General features: G+C 70.1%; 21 protein-coding genes and 7 tRNA genes. 10 read left to right on the top strand and 18 right to left on the bottom strand.

Annotation, left to right across the window (positions count from 1 at the left end):
- Positions 1 to 67: 67 nt before the first annotated feature.
- Together ACH4TV_RS19240 and ACH4TV_RS19235 are read right to left on the bottom strand one after the other, a co-directional pair.
- Entirely contained in the window at positions 68 to 1,318 is a 1,251-nt protein-coding gene (locus ACH4TV_RS19240) for a hypothetical protein (protein WP_398399504.1), read from the bottom strand.
- A complete protein-coding gene (locus ACH4TV_RS19235; protein ID WP_398399502.1) occupies positions 1,315 to 1,881 on the bottom strand; it encodes a DUF4365 domain-containing protein in 567 nt (188 codons plus the stop codon). The genes ACH4TV_RS19240 and ACH4TV_RS19235 overlap by 4 nt, the downstream gene beginning before the upstream one ends.
- Positions 1,882 to 2,049: 168 nt before the next feature.
- On the opposite strand from ACH4TV_RS19235, the gene ACH4TV_RS19230 reads away from it, so the two are divergent.
- Positions 2,050 to 2,775, top strand: a complete 726-nt coding sequence (locus ACH4TV_RS19230) for a 3'-5' exonuclease (protein WP_398399499.1) — start codon at positions 2,050 to 2,052, stop codon at positions 2,773 to 2,775.
- 65 nt (positions 2,776 to 2,840) lie between these two features.
- On the opposite strand, the gene ACH4TV_RS19225 is transcribed toward ACH4TV_RS19230, so the two are convergent.
- Together ACH4TV_RS19225 and ACH4TV_RS19220 are read right to left on the bottom strand one after the other, a co-directional pair.
- A tRNA-Val gene (locus ACH4TV_RS19225) sits at positions 2,841 to 2,912 on the bottom strand.
- A 39-nt stretch (positions 2,913 to 2,951) separates the two neighbouring features.
- Positions 2,952 to 3,398 carry an SRPBCC family protein gene (locus ACH4TV_RS19220; protein ID WP_398399497.1) on the bottom strand — a complete coding sequence of 149 codons (447 nt, stop codon included), beginning with the start codon at positions 3,396 to 3,398 and terminating at the stop codon, positions 2,952 to 2,954.
- Positions 3,399 to 3,501: 103 nt separating this feature from the next.
- Here ACH4TV_RS19220 and ACH4TV_RS19215 point away from each other — a divergent pair, with 103 nt between their 5' ends.
- Positions 3,502 to 5,949, top strand: coding sequence for an SCO7613 C-terminal domain-containing membrane protein (locus ACH4TV_RS19215; RefSeq protein ID WP_398399495.1), 2,448 nt, complete (start codon positions 3,502 to 3,504; stop codon positions 5,947 to 5,949).
- 16 nt (positions 5,950 to 5,965) lie between these two features.
- Here ACH4TV_RS19215 and ACH4TV_RS19210 read toward each other — a convergent pair whose 3' ends face one another.
- The 7 genes from ACH4TV_RS19210 to ACH4TV_RS19180 form a co-directional block, all read right to left on the bottom strand.
- On the bottom strand, positions 5,966 to 8,701 hold the full coding sequence (locus ACH4TV_RS19210; RefSeq protein WP_398399493.1) for a Tat pathway signal sequence domain protein: 2,736 nt from the start codon (positions 8,699 to 8,701) through the stop codon (positions 5,966 to 5,968).
- A gap of 103 nt (positions 8,702 to 8,804) precedes the next feature.
- A complete protein-coding gene (locus ACH4TV_RS19205; protein WP_398399491.1) occupies positions 8,805 to 9,404 on the bottom strand; it encodes a hypothetical protein in 600 nt (199 codons plus the stop codon).
- Between the two features lie 10 nt (positions 9,405 to 9,414).
- A complete protein-coding gene (locus tag ACH4TV_RS19200; RefSeq protein ID WP_398399489.1) occupies positions 9,415 to 10,290 on the bottom strand; it encodes a carbohydrate ABC transporter permease in 876 nt (291 codons plus the stop codon).
- Complete coding sequence (locus tag ACH4TV_RS19195; protein ID WP_398399487.1) at positions 10,287 to 11,243, bottom strand: carbohydrate ABC transporter permease; 957 nt, start codon at positions 11,241 to 11,243, stop codon at positions 10,287 to 10,289. Before ACH4TV_RS19195 ends, ACH4TV_RS19200 begins: the two co-directional genes overlap by 4 nt.
- A gap of 15 nt (positions 11,244 to 11,258) precedes the next feature.
- The gene (locus ACH4TV_RS19190) at positions 11,259 to 12,548 is read right to left on the bottom strand and encodes an ABC transporter substrate-binding protein (RefSeq protein WP_398399485.1); all 1,290 of its coding nucleotides are present in this window, start codon (positions 12,546 to 12,548) and stop codon (positions 11,259 to 11,261) included.
- Between the two features lie 536 nt (positions 12,549 to 13,084).
- A tRNA-Val gene (locus ACH4TV_RS19185) sits at positions 13,085 to 13,156 on the bottom strand.
- A gap of 54 nt (positions 13,157 to 13,210) precedes the next feature.
- Entirely contained in the window at positions 13,211 to 13,663 is a 453-nt protein-coding gene (locus tag ACH4TV_RS19180) for a TIGR02611 family protein (protein ID WP_398399768.1), read from the bottom strand.
- A gap of 191 nt (positions 13,664 to 13,854) precedes the next feature.
- On the opposite strand from ACH4TV_RS19180, the gene ACH4TV_RS19175 reads away from it, so the two are divergent.
- Together ACH4TV_RS19175 and ACH4TV_RS19170 are read left to right on the top strand one after the other, a co-directional pair.
- Positions 13,855 to 14,268: an SsgA family sporulation/cell division regulator gene (locus ACH4TV_RS19175; protein ID WP_004002642.1), complete on the top strand. Its 414-nt coding sequence runs from the start codon at positions 13,855 to 13,857 to the stop codon at positions 14,266 to 14,268.
- A 317-nt stretch (positions 14,269 to 14,585) separates the two neighbouring features.
- Positions 14,586 to 15,143, top strand: a complete 558-nt coding sequence (locus ACH4TV_RS19170) for a CGNR zinc finger domain-containing protein (protein WP_398399483.1) — start codon at positions 14,586 to 14,588, stop codon at positions 15,141 to 15,143.
- 65 nt (positions 15,144 to 15,208) lie between these two features.
- Here ACH4TV_RS19170 and ACH4TV_RS19165 read toward each other — a convergent pair whose 3' ends face one another.
- Both ACH4TV_RS19165 and ACH4TV_RS19160 read right to left on the bottom strand, forming a co-directional pair.
- The gene (locus tag ACH4TV_RS19165; RefSeq protein WP_398399481.1) at positions 15,209 to 15,361 is read right to left on the bottom strand and encodes a hypothetical protein; all 153 of its coding nucleotides are present in this window, start codon (positions 15,359 to 15,361) and stop codon (positions 15,209 to 15,211) included.
- A 187-nt stretch (positions 15,362 to 15,548) separates the two neighbouring features.
- Positions 15,549 to 16,055, bottom strand: coding sequence for a hypothetical protein (locus ACH4TV_RS19160; RefSeq protein WP_398399479.1), 507 nt, complete (start codon positions 16,053 to 16,055; stop codon positions 15,549 to 15,551).
- Positions 16,056 to 16,191: 136 nt separating this feature from the next.
- Here ACH4TV_RS19160 and ACH4TV_RS19155 point away from each other — a divergent pair, with 136 nt between their 5' ends.
- The gene (locus ACH4TV_RS19155) at positions 16,192 to 16,734 is read left to right on the top strand and encodes a DsbA family protein (protein ID WP_398399478.1); all 543 of its coding nucleotides are present in this window, start codon (positions 16,192 to 16,194) and stop codon (positions 16,732 to 16,734) included.
- Between the two features lie 37 nt (positions 16,735 to 16,771).
- Here the strand turns inward: ACH4TV_RS19155 and ACH4TV_RS19150 are convergent, their stop codons facing one another.
- The 3 genes from ACH4TV_RS19150 to ACH4TV_RS19140 all read right to left on the bottom strand — a co-directional run bounded on the left by ACH4TV_RS19150 (position 16,772) and on the right by ACH4TV_RS19140 (position 19,662).
- Positions 16,772 to 17,596 carry a GNAT family N-acetyltransferase gene (locus ACH4TV_RS19150; protein WP_398399476.1) on the bottom strand — a complete coding sequence of 275 codons (825 nt, stop codon included), beginning with the start codon at positions 17,594 to 17,596 and terminating at the stop codon, positions 16,772 to 16,774.
- A 72-nt stretch (positions 17,597 to 17,668) separates the two neighbouring features.
- The gene (locus ACH4TV_RS19145) at positions 17,669 to 18,490 is read right to left on the bottom strand and encodes an aminotransferase class IV (RefSeq protein ID WP_398399474.1); all 822 of its coding nucleotides are present in this window, start codon (positions 18,488 to 18,490) and stop codon (positions 17,669 to 17,671) included.
- Positions 18,487 to 19,662 carry a chorismate-binding protein gene (locus ACH4TV_RS19140; protein ID WP_398399472.1) on the bottom strand — a complete coding sequence of 392 codons (1,176 nt, stop codon included), beginning with the start codon at positions 19,660 to 19,662 and terminating at the stop codon, positions 18,487 to 18,489. The genes ACH4TV_RS19145 and ACH4TV_RS19140 overlap by 4 nt, the downstream gene beginning before the upstream one ends.
- Before the next feature lie 155 nt (positions 19,663 to 19,817).
- Between ACH4TV_RS19140 and ACH4TV_RS19135 the strand changes: the two genes are divergently transcribed.
- The 5 genes from ACH4TV_RS19135 to ACH4TV_RS19115 all read left to right on the top strand — a co-directional run bounded on the left by ACH4TV_RS19135 (position 19,818) and on the right by ACH4TV_RS19115 (position 20,288).
- Positions 19,818 to 19,890: transfer RNA gene (locus ACH4TV_RS19135), tRNA-Gly, on the top strand.
- Between the two features lie 39 nt (positions 19,891 to 19,929).
- Positions 19,930 to 20,003 (top strand) — tRNA-Cys (locus ACH4TV_RS19130).
- A 1-nt stretch (position 20,004) separates the two neighbouring features.
- Positions 20,005 to 20,076, top strand: a tRNA-Val gene (locus tag ACH4TV_RS19125).
- Between the two features lie 34 nt (positions 20,077 to 20,110).
- Positions 20,111 to 20,182: transfer RNA gene (locus ACH4TV_RS19120), tRNA-Val, on the top strand.
- Positions 20,183 to 20,216: 34 nt separating this feature from the next.
- Positions 20,217 to 20,288 (top strand) — tRNA-Val (locus ACH4TV_RS19115).
- Positions 20,289 to 20,362: 74 nt separating this feature from the next.
- Here the strand turns inward: ACH4TV_RS19115 and ACH4TV_RS19110 are convergent.
- Together ACH4TV_RS19110 and ACH4TV_RS19105 are read right to left on the bottom strand one after the other, a co-directional pair.
- Complete coding sequence (locus tag ACH4TV_RS19110) at positions 20,363 to 20,668, bottom strand: zf-TFIIB domain-containing protein (RefSeq protein ID WP_398399471.1); 306 nt, start codon at positions 20,666 to 20,668, stop codon at positions 20,363 to 20,365.
- A 91-nt stretch (positions 20,669 to 20,759) separates the two neighbouring features.
- Entirely contained in the window at positions 20,760 to 21,713 is a 954-nt protein-coding gene (locus ACH4TV_RS19105; RefSeq protein WP_398399469.1) for a phosphotransferase family protein, read from the bottom strand.
- Positions 21,714 to 21,956 lie beyond the last annotated feature (243 nt).

Below are 21,956 nucleotides of genomic sequence, written 5' to 3'. Positions count from 1 at the left end.
GAGGATCGTACCGACCTCGGCCCGCCCACCGCTAAACAGATAACCGGGGGCCCTCGTCAGAGCGCCCTCAGTCGTCCCCGGCGCACGCTTCCTCGCCGCCCGCGTCCTCGAAGAAGGCGATGCGCTCGGCGGTCTCCTGCAACGACTTCAGCAGCCGGTCCCGCTCCGCCTCGTCGACCTGGACGGGTTCGACCCCGGAGACCTCGGTCAGCCGCCGGAAGCCGCCCCGGCTCTCCAGTCGGCCGTGCATCCGCACCGGCAGCCCGACCAGGTGCGCGTGCCCGGCGATCCGGTACGCCTCCTCGTCCACCGTCATCCGGACGTACGGGATCTCCGCGCCGGCCAGCACCCGCAGGCGTACAGCGCCTTCGCCGCGCGGCCCCGACCTGCGCATCCGTACCACCGTGCCGGTGATCCGGACCGGCACGGACGGTTCCTCGCGCAGATAGCGGGCGCCGGCCGCGCGCAGGGCGGGCAGGTCGCCGGGCGAGAACTCGACGGGGTCGGCGGAGGCCGCGCAGCCCTCGGGGACACCCGCGCCGGGTGCCCATCCGACGGCGATCCGGGCACCCTCCGTACCGCGGACCAGGGCGACGAGTGCCTCCGTCAGCTCATGGCTGACGCCCGCCTCGACGGCCCCGTCGAAGGCGTCCATGCCGCCGGTGGCCCGTTGGTAGTCGATGGCCTCGCGGGCCGCGTACAGGGCCTGGTGGAGCCGTACCGCGAGGGGGCGGCCCGTGGTGACCGGGACGAACGCGGTGAGGCTGCGGCCGGCGGGGGCCGCGCCGACGAGGACGTGTTCCAGCAGAACGTCGGCGGGCCCGCGGTGGCGGGCGCCGTGGTAGCCGGCCCGCGCGCGTGTGGCGAGCGCTCCGGCGAGCAGCATCCGGCGGGCGGCGGAGCGCAGTTGCTCCTCGACGGGCCAGGAGGCGACGCCGACGGGTCCGGTCGGTACGTCTCGCCACCAGCGGATCTCGTCGCTGGGCACGGCGAGGCCGACGAGCACTTCGCGCGCCGCGGGCGATCCGCTGCGGGCGAGCGCGACGAGCGCCTCGCCGAGCAGGTCGTCGCTGTCGGGGAAGGCCCGGCTCTCGGGCACGAGGAGGCTCGTGCCGCTGCCGCCGGGCCCGGGTGGCGTCCAGCGGCCGTACCGTCCGACGGCTCCACCGCGCCGCTGCCAGCCGTGGCGGCGCAGGAGGGCGCCGAGCACGGCGGGGTCGACCTGTTCGGGCGAGGGCGGATCGTTGTGCCAGGGGGTGTCGACCGGGTGCGGCCGGACGGGCCGCAGGGGCTGCTCCTCGGTGGGCCGGTGCGTCACGGTCTGCCTCCCGTCCCTACCCGCGTCATGATCTCGCAGAGCGCGCGGTCGTCGAAGATGCGTGAGGTCGGTATCCGCACGGTGGTCCGGTGCCGGCCGGTCATGGGGTGCCCGGCGAGGTTGATCCAGTAGCAGCAGTGCCGCAGGTCGAGTCCATCATGCCCGGCGCGCAGCCAGTCGTCCTGCGAGCGCGGTACGAGCATCACGACCAGGATCTTGTGCACCGAGACCGGGGTCCGGGCGAGCTTCGCCAGGTGGGCGTTGTCGAGCGTGAAGGAGAAGTACGGGCCCGGCGGGTTCGGTGCGATCTGGTACGTGCACTTCAGCTGGACCTTGATGGTGACCTCGTCGTCGACCGTGTGCCCGGGGGCGCTGTGGCTGACGTGCCAGTCGATGCCGTTGTCGGGGAACGGCTGGGACAGCGAGCAACCGGCCGCCGCCGCGACGGCGTGCAGATAGCCCACCTGCAGTGTCTCCATACAGGCGGTGGTGGCGAGGGTGCCGCGAAGGGGTGTCGTGCGCTCGGGCAGCAGCCCGCCCCGTTCGGGCTGCGCTATCGCCATGACCAAGTGCCTTCCAAACCAGGTGAATTCCAGAGACAGGCCGCTGAAGTGCGTAAACCCGTACCTCTGTTGTCTCCTTCCGGCGTACGGCGCAAACAGCCCGGGTATCACCAAACGGGCAGAAGACGGTGCGTCAGCTGCCGTGGGTGAACGAGGAGTTGTGTGCGTATGACGTACTGGTACGAGGGCCCTCTGGCCGCGTTCGATACGGAGACCACGGGCGTGGACGTCGAGACCGACCGGATCGTGTCGGCCTCCGTCGTCGTCCAGGACGGGCCGGGCACCCGGCCGCGGATCAGCCGTTGGCTGGTCAACCCGGGTGTGCCGGTGCCCGCTTCGGCGACGGCGGTGCACGGACTGACGGACGACCATCTTCAGCGCAACGGCCGCTGGCCGTCCCCCGTGGTGGAGGAGATAGCCCGGGCGCTGGCGGAGCAGGCATCGGCGGGCCGCCCGCTGGTCATCATGAACGCGCCCTTCGATCTGACCATGCTGGACCGGGAGTTGCGCCGCCATCGCGCCTCGTCGCTCGACCGCTGGTTCGAGTCGACACCGCTGCTGGTGCTGGATCCCCGGGTCCTGGACAAGCACCTGGACCGCTACCGCAAGGGCCGCCGCACCCTCACCGACCTGTGTGCGCACTACGGTGTCACGCTGGACGGCGCCCATGACGCGGCGGCGGACGCACTGGCCTCGCTGGAGGTCGTACGGGCGGTCGGGCGCCGTTTCACGGCCCGGCTGGAGCGCCTCTCCCCCGCCGAACTGCACACGCTCCAGGCGGTGTGGCACGCGGCGCAGGCGCGCGGGTTGCAGGCCTGGTTCGCGAAGAGCGGTTCGGAGGAGGCGGTCGATCCGGCGTGGCCGCTGCGTCCCGAACTGCGGGCGGCTGCTTAGCCGCAGGCATGAGAAACAGGCATGAAAAAAACCGGTCCGTCGATGACGGACCGGCTTTATCCCGGTGGGCGATACTGGGTTCGAACCAGTGACCTCTTCGGTGTGAACGAAGCGCTCTCCCACTGAGCTAATCGCCCGGGAACGGAGTGAACAATACAGGTCCGGGCGGGCTTCGTTCAAACCGCTTCGAGGTGGGCGGCCAGTCCGCGCCGTCCCGCCCGCATCATCAGGGCGTGGTTGGCGCGGAAGACGGGCCGTCCGGGCACGGCGAGGCGGCGCAGCAGCGGCTTGGCGACGTCGACTTCCTGGTCGTAGCGGGCGAGGGTGCCGGACCCGGCCTCGGTGAGTGTCCAGCGCGCCCAGCCGTCGAGGTCGCCGGTCATGGCGATCTCCAGGACTCCGCCCGCCGGGTCGCGGCGCACCTCGCGGGCGGTGAAGGTCAGGTCGTACGGCAACACGGAGCGGATGCGGACGACGCCGCTGGTGTCGTCGATGCGGTTGACCTCGCGTACCTGTGGCCACCAGCGCGGATAGTCCTCGGCCCGTTCCAGGGCGTCGTACACCGTGGCGCGCGGTGCGGCCAGGGTCCACTGGGTGCGGAATCGGTAATGGCTCCAGTCCATGAACAGAGTCTGCCCTGCGCGGAGCGGATATCGGCGGACACCTGAGTACGCCTGAGTACGCACACTCATGCCGAATGTCGTGAAGCAGACCACACTCCACAGCATGACGCATATCCCGCCCCCGGCCGAAGAGCTGCGGCTCCTCGATGCCGAGTTGTGGCAACTGGACGCCCGCCGCGCCCAGTTGCTGGCTCGTCGAGCCTGGCTGATCACAACTCTGCACAGGGCGCGGTCGGCCCCTGTCGCGCCGCCCCGTCCGGAGGCCGGCGCGACCAGCGTGCAGAACCTCCTCCTGCTGCTCGGCGGCGTCCTGCTCACCATCGCGGCGATGGTGTTCACCCTGGTCAGCTGGGGTCACCTGGGCATCGCCGGACGGGCCGTGGTGCTCGGCGCCGTGACGCTGGCCGCGCTCGCCGGGCCGACGGTGCTGCTGAAGCGAGGGCTGCGCTCGACGGCCGAGTCGGTGGCCGGTCTCGGTCTCGCGCTGACCGTCCTGGACGCCTACGCGCTGCACGAGGTCGCTCTCACGGCCACGGACGGGACGGCGTACGCGGCCCTCGCGTCGGCGGTGCTCGCGTGGGCCTGGGCCTCGTACGGTCTGCTGCCGCGCACGACCGGGCTGCGCCTGCCGCTCCCCGCCGCGCTGGTCGCGGCCCAACTCCCGCTCCTGCTCTGGGCGCTGGCCGTCGACGCCGGGCCGTACGGCATCACGGCCGCGCTACTGGTGACGGCCGGGGTAGACACGGTAGTGGCTCTCCGGGTGACCGCCGGGTCCGTACGGGTCGTCGCCGCAGTCGGCGCGTACGGCATGGGTGCCTCGGGCGTACTGGCCGCCGGTGGGCTGTCCTGGACGGCCACCGGCCCGGGCTCCGCCGCCCGTGCGGGGGCGCTCCTTGTCCTCGCGGCCCTGGTCGCGCTGGGTGCCGCATGGCAGAGCCGGGGCGGGGCGCGAGCCGTCGGTCTCAGCGTGGTGTCGGGGCTGCTCACGGTGGCCGCGTTCGGTGGGGCGGCGCGTTCCGCGCTGCCCGAGGTGTGGACGGTCCCGGTTCATCTGGCCTGCGGGATCGCCCTGTTGGCGGCGGTGCGGGCCGGGCGGCTACCGGATGCGCTACGGCGGGGCCTGGCCTGGGCCTCGGGAACCGTACAGGCTCTGGCCGTGCTGTGGGCGCTGCCCGTCGTCGGTCTCGTCCTGCTCGCACCGATCGGCTGGGCGTCGCGCGCGTGGAACGGCGTGCCGTCGGACGCCCGTGCCGCGGTGACGCTCGACGCGCCCTGGCCGCCCCACATGGCGACGGCCCCCGTCGTCCTGGCCGCCGTCGCGGCCGTCGCGGCCGTCGCGGCCGTCCTCATGCCGGCGGTCCCTGCGGCGACCTGGCGTCCCCGGGCCCTCGCGGGCGCGCTGGGCCTGGCGTGGGCGACGGCGCTCATCCTTCCGGCGATCCTGGAACTGCCTTATGCAGCGGGCCTGTTGGCTCAGGGAGCCATGGCGGCCGGAGCCCTCGCGGTGGTGGCGTACGGAATCCGAGCCACGTCCACCGATGCCGCTGATGTCACCGCTCCCGCCGATGCCGTCGACGAAGGCACGACGGCCCATCGGTTCACGCCCGCACAGCTCACCGCCCTCATGCTCGCGCTGATCACCTCTTTCAGCCTCGCCTTCCTCTCCCTCGCCTCGCAGACCGCGACCCTGGCCGTACTCTCCGCCCTGACCGCGCTCTTCGCGGCGGCCTCCTGGGCATCGCACCTCGCCCCCGTCACAGCCCCGGCCGCGCTCGCGTACGCCGCCGCGCTCGCCTGTGCGACCGGCGCCGCCGCAGACTGGCGGCCGTCGCACACCGCGCTGCTCGTCCTGGCCATCCCAGTGGTCGCGGCCTTGGTCGCGGCACGAGTGGACGCGCGTGCGACCGTGCCGATCGAGGCGGCGGGAGCCGCTGCAGCACTGCTCGCCGCGGGTCTCACGCTCACCGATCCGCCCCTGCTCGCCCTGGTACTGGCCCTGTGCGGAGTGATCACCGCGGGAACGGCGGTTCGCGCGGACCGGCGCCCTGTCGGCTACGCGGCCACCGCCCTGTTCGTCCTCGCCACCTGGGTACGCCTGGCCTCCTGGGACGTCGCGACGCCGGAGGCCTACACCCTCCCGGTCAGCATCCCGGCGCTGCTCGTCGGCGTCCTCCGCCGACGCCGTGATCCGGGCGCGTCGTCCTGGACGGCGTACGGTCCCGGACTCGCCGCCACCCTCGTACCGAGCCTGGTCGCGTCCTGGGGCGACGCGCACTGGACGCGCCCGTTGCTGCTGGGCTCGGCGGCGCTGCTGGTCACCCTGCTGGGCGCCCGGCACCAGCTACAGGCGCCACTGCTGCTCGGCGGCTCAGCGCTCGCCCTGGTCGCGCTGCACGAGCTCGCCCCGTACCTCGTGCAGGTGACCGGCGCTCTCCCCCGCTGGGTTCCTCCCGCCCTCGCCGGACTGCTGCTGCTCGCACTCGGCACGACGTACGAGCAGCGGATCCGGGACGTCCGGCGGGTGCGGGAGGTCCTGGGGAAGATGAACTAGAGCGAGCCGCCTCGGCCTACGGCATCTTGTGGCCGAGCAGGGCGAGGTTCTCGATGGCGGCGAGGCCGTAGAGGGCGGTGTCGTTGGTGGCGATCCAGGTGGCCTCGCTTCCCGGGACGAGGGCGACCGGGCCGCTCACCGGCTCGGTCTTCCAGGGAGCCGACTCCTTGTAGCCGTCGGAGTTGTAGAACTTGTCCCACGCACGCTTGGCGAGCTTCTCGTCACCGGTCTGTACGGCCGCGTACGCGTCGAGCCGCGAGTGGCCCTGGAAGAGGAGCAGGGAGCCGAAGTTGGAGCCGTAGCGGGCCGCCTGTTCCGCCTTGGTGGCGTTGAAGTAGCGGCAGTAGTCGAAGTACGCCTCATTGAACTTGGGCATGTCGACCAAGTCGATGAGTTCGGCGCACAGTTCGTTGAGTCCGAAGACGGCGGAGAGGTGCGAGACACCGACCACGGGCGCCGGGGCGACCGCGAACCTACCGGTGTCGAGGTCGTACAGCCCGCTGCCCTGCACGAACCCGTTGGGCTGGGCGGCGATGGTCTCCATCGTCGACAGGACCCGCGCCTTGGCCTTCTCCCACTTGGGCCCCTTGCGCTCCCACTCGGTCAGCCAGGCCGACACCAGCCCGCTCCAGTCGGTGCCGAAGCCGATCGACAGGGCGTGCCGGTCGGGTGTGTACGGCTCGGTGCGGATCTTGCGGATGGGGTCGAGGATGAGGAAGGTCTCGTCACTGTCGACGTTGGCGTGCATGAGGTCGCCGACGCGTTCGTCGCCGGTGAGGAAGTAGTAGTAGCGGCGGTAGGTGGTGTTGGCGATGCGCTGCTGCTTGGCGCTGTCGGCGTAGTGCTGGACGCCGTGACGGGTGCCGAGGCCGGCCCACTGTCCGAGGTGGTAGACGTCGACTTCGCCTGTGTGGCGGGTCATTGCCTCGGCGAAGCGGAAGATGTCGGCGCGGCCGGAGCGCAGGTACGCGAACCAGAGCCAGAGGTCGGGCGACAGTTCCGAGTTGTCCCAGGCGTAGCCGCCGATGTCGTACCGCCACTGGTGCCGGTAGGTGTCGTAGGTGTGCATGATGTCGCCGTAGTCCCAGAAGCCGTACCAACGGCGCTGCTCCACCTGGTCCTTGTAGTAGGTGAAGAGGAAGTCGAGGTGGTCCTCGATCTTGGCCTTGGCGGGGGTGGAACGGTCGGGCTCGGAGTACAGCCCCGGGCCGAAGACCTGGGCCTTGATGAGCTGCTTGGGCGGGGCGGCGAGCTGCGGCAACACCCTGACGGCTTCGACCTGTTCGGCGAGCTTCTCGGGGGTCGGGGTCGACTCGTTGGCCCAGAAGAGGAGTTCGGAGGTGCGGGCGATGCCGTAGGGGGTGCCGAAGCCGGGTTCGTAGTCCTCGTAGGTGATGTTGAGGCCTTCGAGCTGCTTCGCGTACGTGTCCTGGCCCATGCCGTCGTGGTAGAAGCGCAGGTCCATGGGCTGGGCCTCGGGTGACCAGAGCCAGAGGGTGACCTCGGCCTCGTCGGTCTGGGCGTCGCGGATGTCGAGCTGGGCGGGGTGCTTCTCCCAGAAGTCCCGCAGGCCGAAGGAGAATCCGCCGCTCGCCCCGCCGACGTATCCGAACCCGGAGGCCCGCTTGCCGCCGCCGGCGCCGATCCAGCCGTGGCCCTTCTTGGTGCGCTTGCGGAGGGTGAAGCCGTCGGCGGAGAGCTGGGAGAGGGTGTAGTCGCCCCACTCGGGGATGTACTGGAGCCGGGTGGTGACCCGCTGGTCCCAGGTCGACGGATCGGCCAGCTTCTCCCCGGCGAACTGGGCGGCCTGGACGGTCGCTCCGGGGTCGCGCCGCTGCCCGGTGATGCCCTTGACGGCCTCGCGCAGCAGTCCGGTGCCGTCGCCGCCGATCCGGATGTGCCGGTCGTACGAGGCGTCCCGCATCGGGACGCTGAACCGGACCCCGAGGCCGCGGATGAAGTCGCCGCTGGCCTTGCCGGGTTCCTGGGTGCCGTCGTACGTGATGGTGTGGACCATGCGGAAGGACTCGGCACCGGCGTAGAAGTAGAGGCGGATCGAGAAGGGCAGCCAACTGCGGCTGCCCTTGCGGTGCTTGCCGTCGATGCGGACGACTGCCCTTACGGGGCCGTCCTGTTCGACCTCGACCTTGCTGATGGCGCTGTCGAAGCGCTCGAACTTGGTGGCGCCCTGGTCCTCGTCCTCGATCTCGGGCTGGCGGATGAGGACGAGCCGCCCGTTCTTCGCGATCTCCGTGGAGCCGCGCATCACCGACTTCACCAGCGTGGAGCCGGACTTGCCGATGCGTGCGGTGATGACCCCGGTCGATATGTCGATGGTCCCGCCGCTCTTGTCGACGGTGACCTTGGCGGCGGGGGCCTCGGGCGCCCCGGCGGCGAGCGTCAGCTTTCCGGCGCCGCCCGAACTCACGGCGTGCGCGGTCCACTTGAGGGTGCCGTCGGGCCAGTAGGCGAGCGGCCAGGACTGTACGGGTACGGCCTTGCCGGCGGCGTCCGTGAGCGCGAAGGTCTGGTCCGCGTCGTAGGTGCCCTTCGGCCAGGGCACGCCGACCGTGGAGCCGGGGGCGGCGCCGAGGCCGCCGTCCTCCAGCCAGTCCAGGGTCACGGGATCGGCGTCGCCCTCGGCGGCTCTGGGCGCCGCCTGTGCGTTCGCGCCGAGCGCCCAGCTGAACTGGGCGGCGGCTCCGGCGACTGCGGCGGCCTTGAGAAGGGACCTGCGGGGGATGGGAGACATAGGAGACCAGCCTTTCCTTTCCGTGCGGATGCAGGGGTGGTCAGGGGCATGACACAGAGAGGTACGGCGCCGGAGCGCCGACCTTGTACGAGGGCACCGCCCGTCAGCGGTGCCGGTAGCGCTCCTCCACGGCCACGGCCGCCGCCGCGACGGCCCCGAGGACGGGAACCGCCAGCGGCGGAAGGAACCCCGCGGACAGGGCCACGACGGCCAGCCCGCAGACGATCAGGAAGGACCCGGCGGGATCGCGCACGGTCCGGCGCCCGGCGTCCGCGAGCAGCGCCCGCCAGGAGGCGCCCGGCGTCCAGACGGCCGCCGCCCGCAGCAGGGCCACGGCGACGCCGATCAGCGCGAAGACGCCGACGGCCCCGACGAACGGCCCCCCGGGAATCCCGGCCCGTGCGGCCAGGACGTCCACCCAGACCGCGGCGGCCACCGCCCAGCCGACGAGCCCGACGGCCCACCCTCGGCGCACGGCCGCCCGGAAGTCCGCGACGAACTCCCGCCAGCCACCGCCCACATGGGTCGTCCGACGCCGCAGATGCCGTGCGCCGGCGGCGAAGGCCGCGGGGTAGGTGACGACCCCGAGACAGGCCACGGCGATCCACACGCCGGTGAGCAGACACTCGGCGAAGACCGAGAAACGCTCGCCGAACACGGACTCCTTGCGCGGGGAGCGTTCCTTCACGCGTGCTTGGGCCATGGTGGCCGCCTCAGCCCTTCAGTCCGGAGGTCGCCATACCGTCGATGAGGTAGCGCTGGAAGGCCATGAAGAAGGCGACGACCGGCACCAGGGCCACCAGCGACATGGCGATCATGCTGCCGTAGTTGGAGATGCCCTCCTGGTCGCGGAACATCATCAGGCCCAGCGAAACGGTGTACTTGGAAGGGGTGTTGAGGTAGATCAACGGCCCCATGAAGTCGTTCCACGCGTTGATGAAGGTGAAGATGGCGCTGGTGATGATCGCGGGCCGGCTCAACGGCAGCACGATGGACCAGTAGGTCCGCAGGTGCCCGCACCCGTCGAGCTTGGCGGCCTCGTCCAGCTCGCGCGGCAGCCCGCGCATGAACTGCACCATCAGGAAGACGAAGAACGCCTCCGTGGCGAGGAACTTGCCCGCGACGAGCGGCACGAGCGTGTCGATGTAGCCGAGGTTGCGGAACAGCACGTACTGCGGGATGAGCAGCACGTGGTACGGCAGCAGCAGCGTGCCGATCATCAGCGTGAACAGCAGGTTCCGCCCGGCGAACCGGATCTTGGCGAAGGCGTACGCCGTCAGCGAGCTGGAGATCACCACACCGACCACGGCCAGGACCGCGTACATCAGCGAGTTGCTGAAGAAGCTGGTGATGGAGATGCCGGAGATGCCGTCGGCGAGCCCGGAGAAGTTCGCCCAGACCGGTTTGGTGGGCAGCAGGTCGAGGCTGGCGATGATGTCCTTGCTCGGCTTGAACGAGGCGCCGAGCACCCAGATCACCGGGTAGAGGACGACCGCGAGCACGAGGAGCGCGCCCACGTGCCAGACGAGGGATCCGATGCGCCGCCCCTCGTTCGTGGTGTGCACGACAGGGCTGGTGGCACTGGTCACTTGGCGGCCTCCTCGTAGTGCACCCACTTCTTCTGCGACCAGAACAGGACCGCCGTGACGAGCGCGACCGCGATCACCAGAGTCCAGGCCATCGCGGAGGCGAAGCCCATCTGGGCCTCCTTGAAGCCCTTCTGGTAGAGGTAACAGGTGTAGACGAGGGTGGCGTCGGCGGGCCCGCACCGGGTGTCGGAGACGACATAGGCGGAGCCGAACACCTGGAACGCGTGGATGGACTCCAGCAGCACGTTGAAGAACAGCACCGGGGAGATCATCGGCAGCGTGATGTTCCAGAACCGCCGGAAGGGACCGGCTCCGTCGACCTCGGCGGCCTCGTACAGCTCCTGGGGCACCTGCTTGAGCCCCGCCAGGAAGATGACCATCGGCGCACCGAACTGCCAGATGCTCAGGGCCACCAGGGCGTACAGGACGTAGTCCGGATTGCCGATCCAGCCGCCGGCGTCGAGCCCGAAGACCTTCTGCGTACGGTCGACGACGGCGTCGTCGGAGAACAGCGCCCGCCAGACGAAGCCCACGGAGACGCTGGCGCCGATGAGCGACGGCATGTAGAACGCGGCCCGGTACATGGCCTGCCCACGCCGCTTCTGCGCGAGCAGCAGCGCCACTCCCAGCGCGAGAAGCAGCTTCAGCGGTGTGGCCACGACGACGTACTTGAGCGTGACCTCGACCGACTTCTGCCAGCGCGGGTCCTGGAACATCGTCGTGAAGTTGTCCAGCCCCACCCACTGGGGCGGCGTGAACAGGTTGTAGCTGGTGAACGCGTAGTACAGCGACGCGATCATCGGCCCCGCCGTGAGCAGCAGGAAACCCGCGATCCACGGCGACATGAAGAGATAGCCGGCGAGGTTCTCGCGGCGCCGCCCGCGCCGCCCAGCGACAGGAGCGGCGGACCGCTTCTTCGCCGGGCGCACGGGCGCTTCCTTGACGAGCGTCATGGTGGTTATTTCCCCTTAGCCCGCGAACGCGGCCTTGGCCTCACTGAACAGCGCCTTCGCGGCGTCGGCCGGCTTGGTCTTGCCCTGGGCGACCTCACCGCCGATGCGCAGGAAGGCCGACTCGACGATGTCCGCGCCGGACGGGTGCGGGGTGATCTTCCCGAGCACGCCGGCCTTGGCGACCTCGTCCTCGTAGGCCGCGACGCCCTTGTTGTTGGGGTCGGTCGGCTTGAACGCGTCGAACTGCTCGGTGGTGGCGAGGATGCCGCGGTCGTAGCCCATGATCTTGCCGACCTCGGGGTCATGGACCATGAAGCTGATGAACTGGGCGACTTCCTTGGGGTGCTTGGTCCCGGAGAAGGCACTCATCATCAGCGAACCGAGGTACTGGCCGGTGTCCTTGCCGTCCGTGGTGGGGATCGGCGCGAGCCCGTACTCGGAGTCCCCCTCACCCGCGTATCGGATGGAGAAGTTGTCCCAGGTGAATTCGGACGCGGCGAGCCCCGCCGACAGACCGGACTTGGGCTGGACCTGCTCGATCTTCTTGGGGTCGGCGACGAGCCCGGACTTCACCCGCTTGTAGCCGTCCTCCCACCACTGCGTCAGATCGTCCTCGGTGAAACCGAGATCGGTGTCGGTGAAGAAGGCCTTGCCGTTCTGGCGCAGGTACAGGTCGTAGAGGTACATGATGCCGAAGTAACCGGTGTCACCGGAGATCTTCAGCTTGTCCTGGATCTTCTGCAGCGCGGCGAAGTACTCGTCCCACGTCCAGCCGAACTTCGCCTCCACGCCCGCCTTCTCGAAGGCCTTGACGTCGATGACGAGCGCCATGGTGTTGGCGCCCACGGGTATGCCGATCTGCTTTCCGTCGACCTGACCGTTCGCCAGAACACCGTTGCGGAAGTTCTCCAGGTCCAGATTCCCTGCGTCCGCCTGCGCCTTGAGATCCATCAGAACGCCGCGCTTGTCGTACTTGCGGAGAAAGCCGACCGCATTCTGGAAAACGTCCGGCGGATTTCCACCAGAGGCCTGCGTCTGGAACTTCTCCCAGAACGACGCGTAGTCCGTGAATTCCGGCTTGATCTTGATCTTCGGGTACTTCTTCTCGAAGAGCGCGATCGACTTCTTGATGGCGATGGTGCGCGGTTCGCCACCCCACCACGCATAACGGAGTGTCACCGTCCCGTCCCCGGAACCGCTGTCGCCGCCACCGCATCCGGTCGTCGCCGCCAGACTCAGTGCGGCCGCCGAGGCGCCGGCCGCCCTGAGGATCGTTCGTCTCTCAACATTCCCGTTCTTAGGCACAGTGGGGCCCTCCCCGCGACGTCGTTGGCGCCTGCGTGAATCGTTTCAAGTAAGCGCTTGCTGGCACAAGCTACGGAGGGGCTCGGAGTGCGTCAATGATTCGGACAGGAATTTTCTGTGAGCGGGCTGGGCGGGAGTGACGTCCGAGTCGACTCGCGCCCCGGCAAGGGGAGTTGATGTCGCAGGTGAGAGGGCCAGGGTCGGCCGGTCGAACACCGCCGGGCCGTCGGCGCCGATTTGCGGGAAGGCCGAAATGCGCCTACCGGGTGGGCAGTTGACGGCGGCGGGAGCAGGCGGCCGAAGAGCCTCGACATCGGGGCGGACGGGAACGGGAGCGCGTCCACCGGAGGGCTCGGGGGGTCCCACCGGGCCGCGCGACGCGACCCCAAGGAGGGCGCAGGAGAGCCCAAGGGATGCCCTTGGCCGAGTCGGCCAGGGGGGCGCAGGCGTCACACGGCGGGGTTCGACAGGTGTCGCCGAACAACAAATGCGGCCCGTGTCCACATTTCCGTGGACACGGGCCGTACTCGATCCGGTGGGCGATACTGGGTTCGAACCAGTGACCTCTTCGGTGTGAACGAAGCGCTCTCCCACTGAGCTAATCGCCCGGACGCAGGGAGAACATTACCCCATGTCAGGGGGTGCCTCGGCCACGCCCCGGATCACTGGTCCTTGATCTTCCAGGGCATTGCGAGCCCGAACTTCCATACGTAGATCCCGACGAGAACCGAAATGATCACGAGGCCGATCGTCGTCAGGATGATGTTGCGGCGGCGAACCTTGGGGTCGAGTGCACGTTGTGCCGCCACGGTGACCTTGTGCTTCGTCCAGCGCAGTACCAGCTGGGCCCAGACGAACTCGGTCGCCCAGATCGCCATACCGCCGAAGATCACCAGCCAGCCCGGTCCGGGCAGCGGCAGCATGACCACGCCGGCACCCACCACCGCAAGGCCGACGACGAATACGCCGACCTGCCAGCTCATGTGCAGCATGCGGCGCGCTTTGATGAATTCCGGCGCTCTCGACCCGAGCTCCCGCTCACCCGGCGCCTCACTGGGCCCGGTCTCATCTGGTGCCACGGCTACCTCGCCCAGCTTGTCACTCCCCGTATTCATACGGCCAAACCCTACCGGATCGAAACCGGTCACCGGAATGGTCGAAGGTGACGAACAGGTCCTCGGCCGGAAGAGTTACGTAAAGGCACGCAAAACCCTCAGAGGGGTTTACAACGGCACCGTAGGTGGCATGTCGATTTCGCCGACGTGCGAATCCCCGAGCGCACACTGAGCGAAAGGCCTTGGCGCTTATGAACACCACGGTCAGCTGCGAGCTGCACCTGCGCCTCGTTGTGTCGAGCGAGTCCTCACTGCCCGTTCCCGCAGGACTGCGGTATGACACGGCCGATCCCTACGCCGTGCACGCCACCTTCCACACCGGAGCCGAGGAAACCGTCGAGTGGGTGTTCGCCCGCGACCTGCTCGCGGAGGGCCTCCACCGGCCCACCGGCACCGGTGACGTCCGAGTCTGGCCGTCCCGGAGCCACGGTCAGGGCGTTGTCTGCATCGCCCTGAGTTCCCCGGAGGGCGAGGCCCTGCTCGAAGCCCCCGCACGAGCCCTGGAGTCCTTCCTGAAGCGAACGGACGCCGCTGTGCCACCCGGCACGGAACACCGCCACTTCGACCTCGACCAGGAGCTGTCCCACATCCTGGCGGAGAGCTAGGACGAGGCACTCACAGAGCCGCCCGGCGCCGTCTACTCGGGGAGACGGCTCGGGTCCGGACAACCTCATATGGCACACCGTCGCCGCCCCGCGGGATCTCCGCGGGGCGGCGACGGTGCGTTCGCATGTCCTTCGGGGCCGGCGGGGAACCCGCCGGGGCGAGTTCCCGCGCGCCGGCCCGCCGAGTCCGACACCTGCCCCTCCCGGCCCGACCCCGCGAAGGTCTGCGCCCACCTCTGTCGCTCTGAGCCACTACCATCGGCCAGCATCGGCGGGCGGGTGCCCGCAGACCGCCCAGGCAGGCCAGGGAGAGCAACGTGCTGATCACCCACGACACCCGGTGCGCCCTCGACGCCGTGGTCGATCTGGTGAACACCGCGCCGGAGGACGACACGACGGACGGACTGTCCGACGTCGCGGCTCTCGGAGATTTCGTACGAAAGCACGACATAAGCGATGTCGGCGTACTGTCGGAGTTCGATCTCGCCGCCGTGCGCAGGATCCGTGGGCGGTTCGCCGGGGTCTTCGCGGCTTCGGACGCCCGGACCGCCGCCGCGCTCATCAACGAGCTGGTCGCCGCTGCGGGCACCACACCCCGGCTCACCGACCACGACGGCTACGACTGGCACGTGCACTACTTCGCCCCCGGTGCGTCCATCGCCGACCACCTCGCCGCCGACTGCGGGATGGCCCTCGCGTTCTTCGTGGTCGCCGGCGAGCAGGAACGACTGCGGCGCTGCGAGGCCCCGGACTGCCGGCACGCCTTCGTCGACGTCTCCCGCAACCGGTCCCGGCGGTACTGCGACAGCCGTACCTGCGGAAACCGGCTCCATGTGGCGGCCTACCGGGCGCGCCGCAAGGAGTCGGCGGGCTGACAGGCGGTAGGGCCCGGTGCTGACGCAGTCCCCGGCGGGTGGCGCCGGGGACTGGCGTGTACAGCTCACAGCAACAGCAGATCATGCAACGAAGCCATGAGCAGCAGACACCCGATCACCGCAAGGAAGATCATCAGCGGTGGCTGGGAAAGGGCGAAAAGGCACCCGCGCGGCTCGTCCTGCGGCTGCGCGGCCTCGCTCTGTGTTGTGTCCAGCATCTCGCCGCGATGATGACTCAGCCGACACCCTCGACGCGATCAACACGCCCGGAATGCGCGGTAGTTCGCCAGATTCCGTAATGTCCGCGCCGAGTCATGATCGCTTCCGAGCGACCTCCGCCGCCTACCGGCCGTTTGTGTCGTTTCAGTACGTCAGCTGTCGTACGCCGTCATACGCCGTGCACGGTCATATGCCGTGCTTCTTCAGGATCGCCTCGATGTCGCTGAAGTCGTCCCCGGCCCCACCGCTGCGCGGCTTGGCCGCGGGCTGGGCCGCCGGGCGGGAGACCTTTCCCCGCCCCTGTCCCAGCGAGGGCGCCGAGGCTGCCGGAGCCACCGCCTCGCGCTGCGCGGTCTGTGCGGCCTTACGTTCCTTGCGGCTGCCGCCGCTTCGCCGCTCCACCGCGCGCGTGGTGGTGAAGAGCAGCCACGCGCCGCCGAGCACGCCGAAGCCCGCCCAGGCGGTGGGACTGAAGGCGGTGTCGGCCAGCCATCCGACCACCCCGGTCATCACCAGGCCGACGGGAAGCAGCGAGTACGCGGTGATACGGGCAGCCGCGAGAAAACGCTTGCGGTACACCGTGACCACCGCGATGCCCAGGCCGGCCGCGGAGACGGCGGAACAGACGGTCTCGGCAATCATCCGGTCCTCCAGGCTGGGTTCGGTCGCGCGGGTGCGCTTCGTCCCCTCCATCCTGCACCGCCCGGTGCCCGGGATGCCATGCTCCGGCCCGACATCAGGGACATCTCCGGGTCGTCTCCTCCACAGGTCCCGGTCCCCACGTACGTCCCGGTTGGGAGCCCGGGCCACGGCTGGGAAACTGGTGCCCATGAACGACTCCTCCCCCGTGCCCGCCGACGTTCCCGCCCCGGCCTCCGCGCCCGTCCTCGATGTCTGGTGCGAGCTCCAGTGCTCGGACTGCCGCAGCGCCCTGGACGACGTACGCGCTCTGCGTGCCCGCTACGGCGACCGGCTGGAGCTGCGGCTGCGGCATTTCCCGCTGGAGCGGCACAAGCACGCCTTCGCCGCCGCGCAGGCCGCTGAGGAGGCGGCGGAGCAGGGGCTGGCATGGCCGTACGTCGAGGCCGTGCTCGGCCGGGTCGAGGAGCTGGACCGTAGGGGTGAACCCTTGCTGGTCGAGGTGGCCGGCGAACTCGGCCTGGACGCCGAGGAGTTCGACACCGCGCTGATCGACGGCCGGCACATCCTGATCGTCGACGCCGACCAGGCCGAGGGCAAGGCCATCGGCGTGACCGGCACGCCGACGTACGTCATCGCCGGTGAACGCCTCGACGGCGGCAAGAGCCAGGAGGGGCTGCGGGAACGGATCGAGGAGATCGTGGACCGGCTGCTGGCCGGGCAGGAGGCCTGACGCCCACGGCTCGGCGAATCGGCCCTCGACCGTCGGTCTACAGCAGGTCCTTGTACATGTGGTGGGTCACCGTCTCGTACCCCAACGACTCGTAGAGCCGTTCCGCCGGGGTGTTGCCCGCGAAGACGTTCAGGGAGATCGCGGATCGGCCGGCCGCGATCACCTGCGCCTCCGCCAGGAGCATGAGGGCGCGGCCATGGCCCCTGCCCCGGTGTCCCTCATCGGTCTCGACCTTGTAGACGAAGGCCCGGCCCTCGCGGGAGCCCAGCCACAGGGTGCCGACGCGAGTGCCCTGGTGTTCCAGGACGCTGAGCGTCATGCCCTCGCTCGCCACGCCCTGCGACAGCATTCGCTCGTGGTCCTGTTTCGCCTTGGCGTGTGCCTCCGCCGCCGGCACACCCCGCTCGATCCAGCTCTCCGCGTAGCTCAGCCGGCCCGCCGCCTCCCACACCACGAACTCGGCCTCTGTCATGGGCCGGCCACGGCTTCCGGCGGGCAGTTCGGGCGGGGTGGCACCGAGGGCCTTGTCCATCCGGCGGTTGCGCAGCACATAGCCGAGTGCGGTCGCGAGCCGCAGCGCCGCCGGCGGGTCGCCCGGAACGGCCGCCTCGATGCGCCGGCAGCCCCAGCCGCGCGCCACCTCCTCCGCGGCGAGCGCGGCCACCGTGGCCCGGCCGCGCCGACGGTCGCGTTCGTCGATGCGCAGGTCCAGGATCTTCGCCACCGAGTCCCCGAAGACGGGGTCGGTGCCGAGATGTATCGCGCCCACGGGACGGCTGTTCACGCACACCTGGTACCGGCGTGAACGCGCCCCGTCGGCCTCGCGCTGCAGCGGCTCGGTCGGCCGCAGGGTGGTGGTCATCAGGGCTGTTCTACCCGCTGAGGAGGCCTGCGTCAGCCTGATATACCCGGCTTTCCTTGATCTTGCCCCCGATCAGGGATCGAGGTCGTCCCCGGCCCGCTCGTCGAAGACGCGCATCGCCTTGGCCGTCACCGGACCCGGTGCGTCCGGGAGTTGGCGCCCGCCGACACGGTGCACTGCCTGTACGTCCCTCAGGGTGGACGTCAGGAAGATCTCGTCCGCGCGTTCCAGGACGTCCAGCGGCAGGTCGGTCTCCCTGGCGCCCGTCCACTCGACGGCGAGCGCGCGCGTGATGCCCGCGAGGCAGCCGGAGGCCAGCGGCGGAGTGTGGATCTCGCCGTCCAGGACGACGAAGACGTTCGACCCGGTGCCCTCGCACAGTTGGCCGACCGTGTTGCCGAACAGCGCCTCGGACGCCCCCTGTTCACGCGCCCTGGCGAGGGCGACGACGTTCTCGGCGTACGAGGTGGTCTTCAGGCCGGTGACGGCGCCGCGTTCGTTGCGGGTCCAGGGGACCGTGATCACGGCGGTCGTGTCGGGGCGCCGGGCGGATGCGCCGAGGGCGACGACCAGGGTCGGACCGTGCTCACCGCGGTCGGAGCCGAGGGGGCCGTGGCCGCCGGTGTACGTGATGCGCAGGCGGCCCAGCGGCATCGGGTTGGCGTCGAGTACGGCCGTACAGGCACGCCGGATCTCGTCGAGGTCCGGGGCCGGCAGGCCGAGGCCGCGGGCCGAGCGGGTCAGCCGGTCCAGGTGCCGGGTGAGGGCGAACGGCCGCCCCTCGACAGCCTTCACCGTCTCGAAGATGCCGTCGCCCACGGTCAGCCCGTGGTCGAACACGGAGACACGGGCGGTCTCGATGTCCTGTAGTCCGCCGTCGAGCCAGAGCTTCACTGGTCTTTACCTCGCTGGAATGTGCCGGATGTGTCGATCGACATGTCGTTTCGGCCGGGAGGCCTGTCTGCGCCGGAACCGCTGCCGACTGCCATGTCCCCCGGGTGGGCACAGCTCGTCAACGGCTCCTCTCCACTTCCGCTCGCCTCGTACGCTCCCGACGCTACCGCGAGCAGCCGGGACGCCTTCAGCTCGGTCTCCCGCCACTCCGCCTCCGGGTCCGAACCCCAGGTGATGCCCGCTCCCGTGCCGAAGCGCAGCAGTCCCGCCGCCCGGTCGATCCAGAACGTGCGGATGCCGACCGCCAGTTCGCCGGTTCCCCGGTCCGCGTCGACCCAGCCGATGCCGCCGCAGTACGGGCCGCGGGGAGCCGTCTCCAGGGAGTCGATGATCCGCAGGGCGCTCGACTTGGGCGCGCCGGTGACCGAGCCGGGCGGGAAGGCCGCGGCCAGCAGCTCCGGCCAGCCGGTGTGCGGGCGCAGCTCGCCCCGTACCGTCGACACGAGGTGGACCAGCCCTGGGTGCTTCTCGACGACGCACAGTTCGGGGACGGTCACCGTGCCCGTCGCGCAGACGCGCCCGATGTCGTTGCGGACGAGGTCCACGATCATCACGTTCTCGGCGTAGTCCTTCTCCAGGAGGTCCGCCTCGGTACGGCCGGTGCCCTTGATCGGACCGGATTCGACGGTCCGGCCGACGCGGCGGAGGAAGAGTTCGGGGGAGGCGGTGGCGATCTCGATGCCGTGCGCGGGCAGGCGAATCGTTCCTGCATATGGTGCCGGGTTGCCCTGCGCGAGCAGCGCGGTCAGCGCGTCCACGTCGGCACCGGGTGCGACAGGCGCGGACAGCACCCGGCAGAGGTTCGCCTGATAGACCTCGCCCGCCGCGATGTGCGCGCGGATCCGGCGTACCCCCGCGGTGTACGCGGCGCGGTCGAGGGACGACGTCCAGTCACCGACGGCCGGCCCCCGCCACTCCCCCGGCCCCGGCCTCGGCGCGGCCACCGGTTCCTCTCGTACGTCCCGGAAGCGGGCGCAGGTCAGGCGGCCCTCGTAGTCCGCGCTCACGGCCCAGAAACCGGTGGAGTCCAGGGCGGCGGGGTCGCTGGTGACATCGAGGAGACCGGTGGCGACGAGGCCGCCGAAGCGGGCGAGCGGAGCGAGATCGGACACACCGCCGAGTCTATGGCGGGTGTCCTGCGGGTGCCCTGACCATGTCTTCGAGCAGACACAGCGCAGCACGCTGCACAAACGCGTTTTTGTGCTGGCCCCGGAATCCGCTAGAGTTCAACTCGTCGCCGGGACGCGAGAGCGTACCGAAACGACATGCGGACGTAGCTCAGTTGGTAGAGCGCAACCTTGCCAAGGTTGAGGTCGCCAGTTCGAACCTGGTCGTCCGCTCGTTGGAAGAGGGGGATCTTCCCGAACCCCCGCACTCCTGGTGGAGTGGCCGAGAGGCGAGGCAACGGCCTGCAAAGCCGTCTACACGGGTTCAAATCCCGTCTCCACCTCCAAGGACGATTAGCTCAGCGGGAGAGCGCTTCCCTGACACGGAAGAGGTCACTGGTTCAATCCCAGTATCGTCCACTGGTCCGCAAGGACTTGATCCGCAAGGGTCTCCGCGCGATTAGCTCAGCGGGAGAGCGCTTCCCTGACACGGAAGAGGTCACTGGTTCAATCCCAGTATCGCGCACGCAGTAGTCACGGCTCTCGGGTCGTGTTCCCGAGGACGATTAGCTCAGCGGGAGAGCGCTTCCCTGACACGGAAGAGGTCACTGGTTCAATCCCAGTATCGTCCACACACCGAAGCCCCCGGCCGACGCTCATGTCGACCGGGGGCTTCGTCGTTATCAGCTCAGGCGGATCAGGCGGATCAGCTGGAGAAAAGCATGTGGCCGAAGCCCTTTTGGCGCTTGTTGCCATAGTGACCGCCATGGCCTCCGTGTCCGCCTTGGTGGCCGCCGTGCGGGGCGCCCCAGGCGGGTGCGGGAGCGGCCGGGTAGGCCTGTGGGGCCGGGGGCGGCGGCGCGGCGGGGCCCGACCACTGGGCCTCCACGCGGGTCAGCGCCTCCAGCTCGCCGTAGTCGAGGAAGATCCCCCGGCAGTTGCTGCACTGCTCGATCTGGACTCCGTTGCGGTTGTACGTGTGCATCGGCGCATGGCACTTCGGACACTGCATGCTCGGCTCAACTCCCTGCCGTCAGTACTGCTTCTTGATCCGGTTCGCGTCTCACCGGCACAGACTCTGTCCGGCTCCGGTCGGTTGCACCCTACTTCGCGTGTTCGTGTGCCAACTCGGGCGGTACGGAACCCATTCGGGCACATGCGTCGACAACGGCCTGCTGTACGTCGTCCAGCGGGCGGTCAGCCACCGTCGTCTTGACGATCGCCAGGGCCGCGGTCTGCACGGTGAGGGCACGGGCGGCGATGTCCAGGGCGGGCCAGGGGTCGCCGTCGGCGGGTACGGCCGGGCCGCCCGCCGCACGGTAGGCGGTCAGGAAGCGGGTCCACTCGTCGGGCGGGAGCAGTCCGCAGGCGTACCAGGCGGCCGGCCGGGCCAGGTCCCAGGTGGGGTCACCGACGCCGAGGTCGTCCACGTCGATGAGCAGCCAGGGGCCGTCCGGGGCGGGGTGGCGTACCAGCTGGCCGAGGTGGAGGTCGCCGTGGCAGAGGGTTGTGCGCTTCGGTTCGCCGGGGAGGTCCTGCATCGGGGCCTCGGCCCGGGCCCAGGCCGGCAGGGCCGCCCAGGCGTGCAGGACGGGCTCGGTGCCCGGCTGCGGGGTGGCGGCCCGGAGGCGGGCGATCGCGTGGGCCGCCTTCGCCGGGCCGCGCATGGGGGGCAGGCCGGGCGGGGCGGGGGTCAGGTGGAGGCGGGCGAGGAGGGTGGCCGCGTCCTCCCAGGGAGCCGCGTCCGGGTCCGCCGGGTCGACCGGGTCGCCGTACGGCCAGAACGTCACGAGTCTGCCGTGCAGGTCGACTGGCGTCGGGCTGAGCGGGGGCAGGAGTACGTCGGGGAGGTGGGCGGCGGCGGAGAGGCGGGCGGTGAGTTCGGCGGGGGTGGTGTCCGGGGCGTGGGCCTTCGCGACGGTGTCGGCGTGGCGGACGACGGTGCCGTCGGGGCGGTCGGTGAGGGTGGCTGCGCCGCAGGGGCAGGGTTGGGCGCGGGAGTGGGCTCTGGCCTTGGCTCGGGTGGTGAGGGCTGAGAGCAAGGGGGTGGCGGTCACGGGGCTCCCTGAAGCGCGGGTCGGTCTGGTCGCGAGGGTACGGGGCCGGTTGCGGTGAGGTGTTTCGCCCCCGCCGCCCCTACCCGTCCCATCCCCAGGGGCTCCGCCCCTTCGACCCCGCTGGGGCTGCCGCCCCAGACCCCGCTTCGGCCTGGACGGCCTCGTCCTCAAACGCCGGACGGGCTGGGATGCCTGGGCCTGGGCTGAAAAAGGGCAAAGCAATGCCCGCGCAGCTCCCCAGCT

This window comes from Streptomyces sp. NPDC020898 (assembly GCF_044333925.1).
GTDB lineage: Bacteria > Actinomycetota > Actinomycetes > Streptomycetales > Streptomycetaceae > Streptomyces.
The sequence above is the reverse complement of the archived record's forward strand: the minus strand, read 5'-3'. Positions and strand labels throughout refer to the sequence as shown.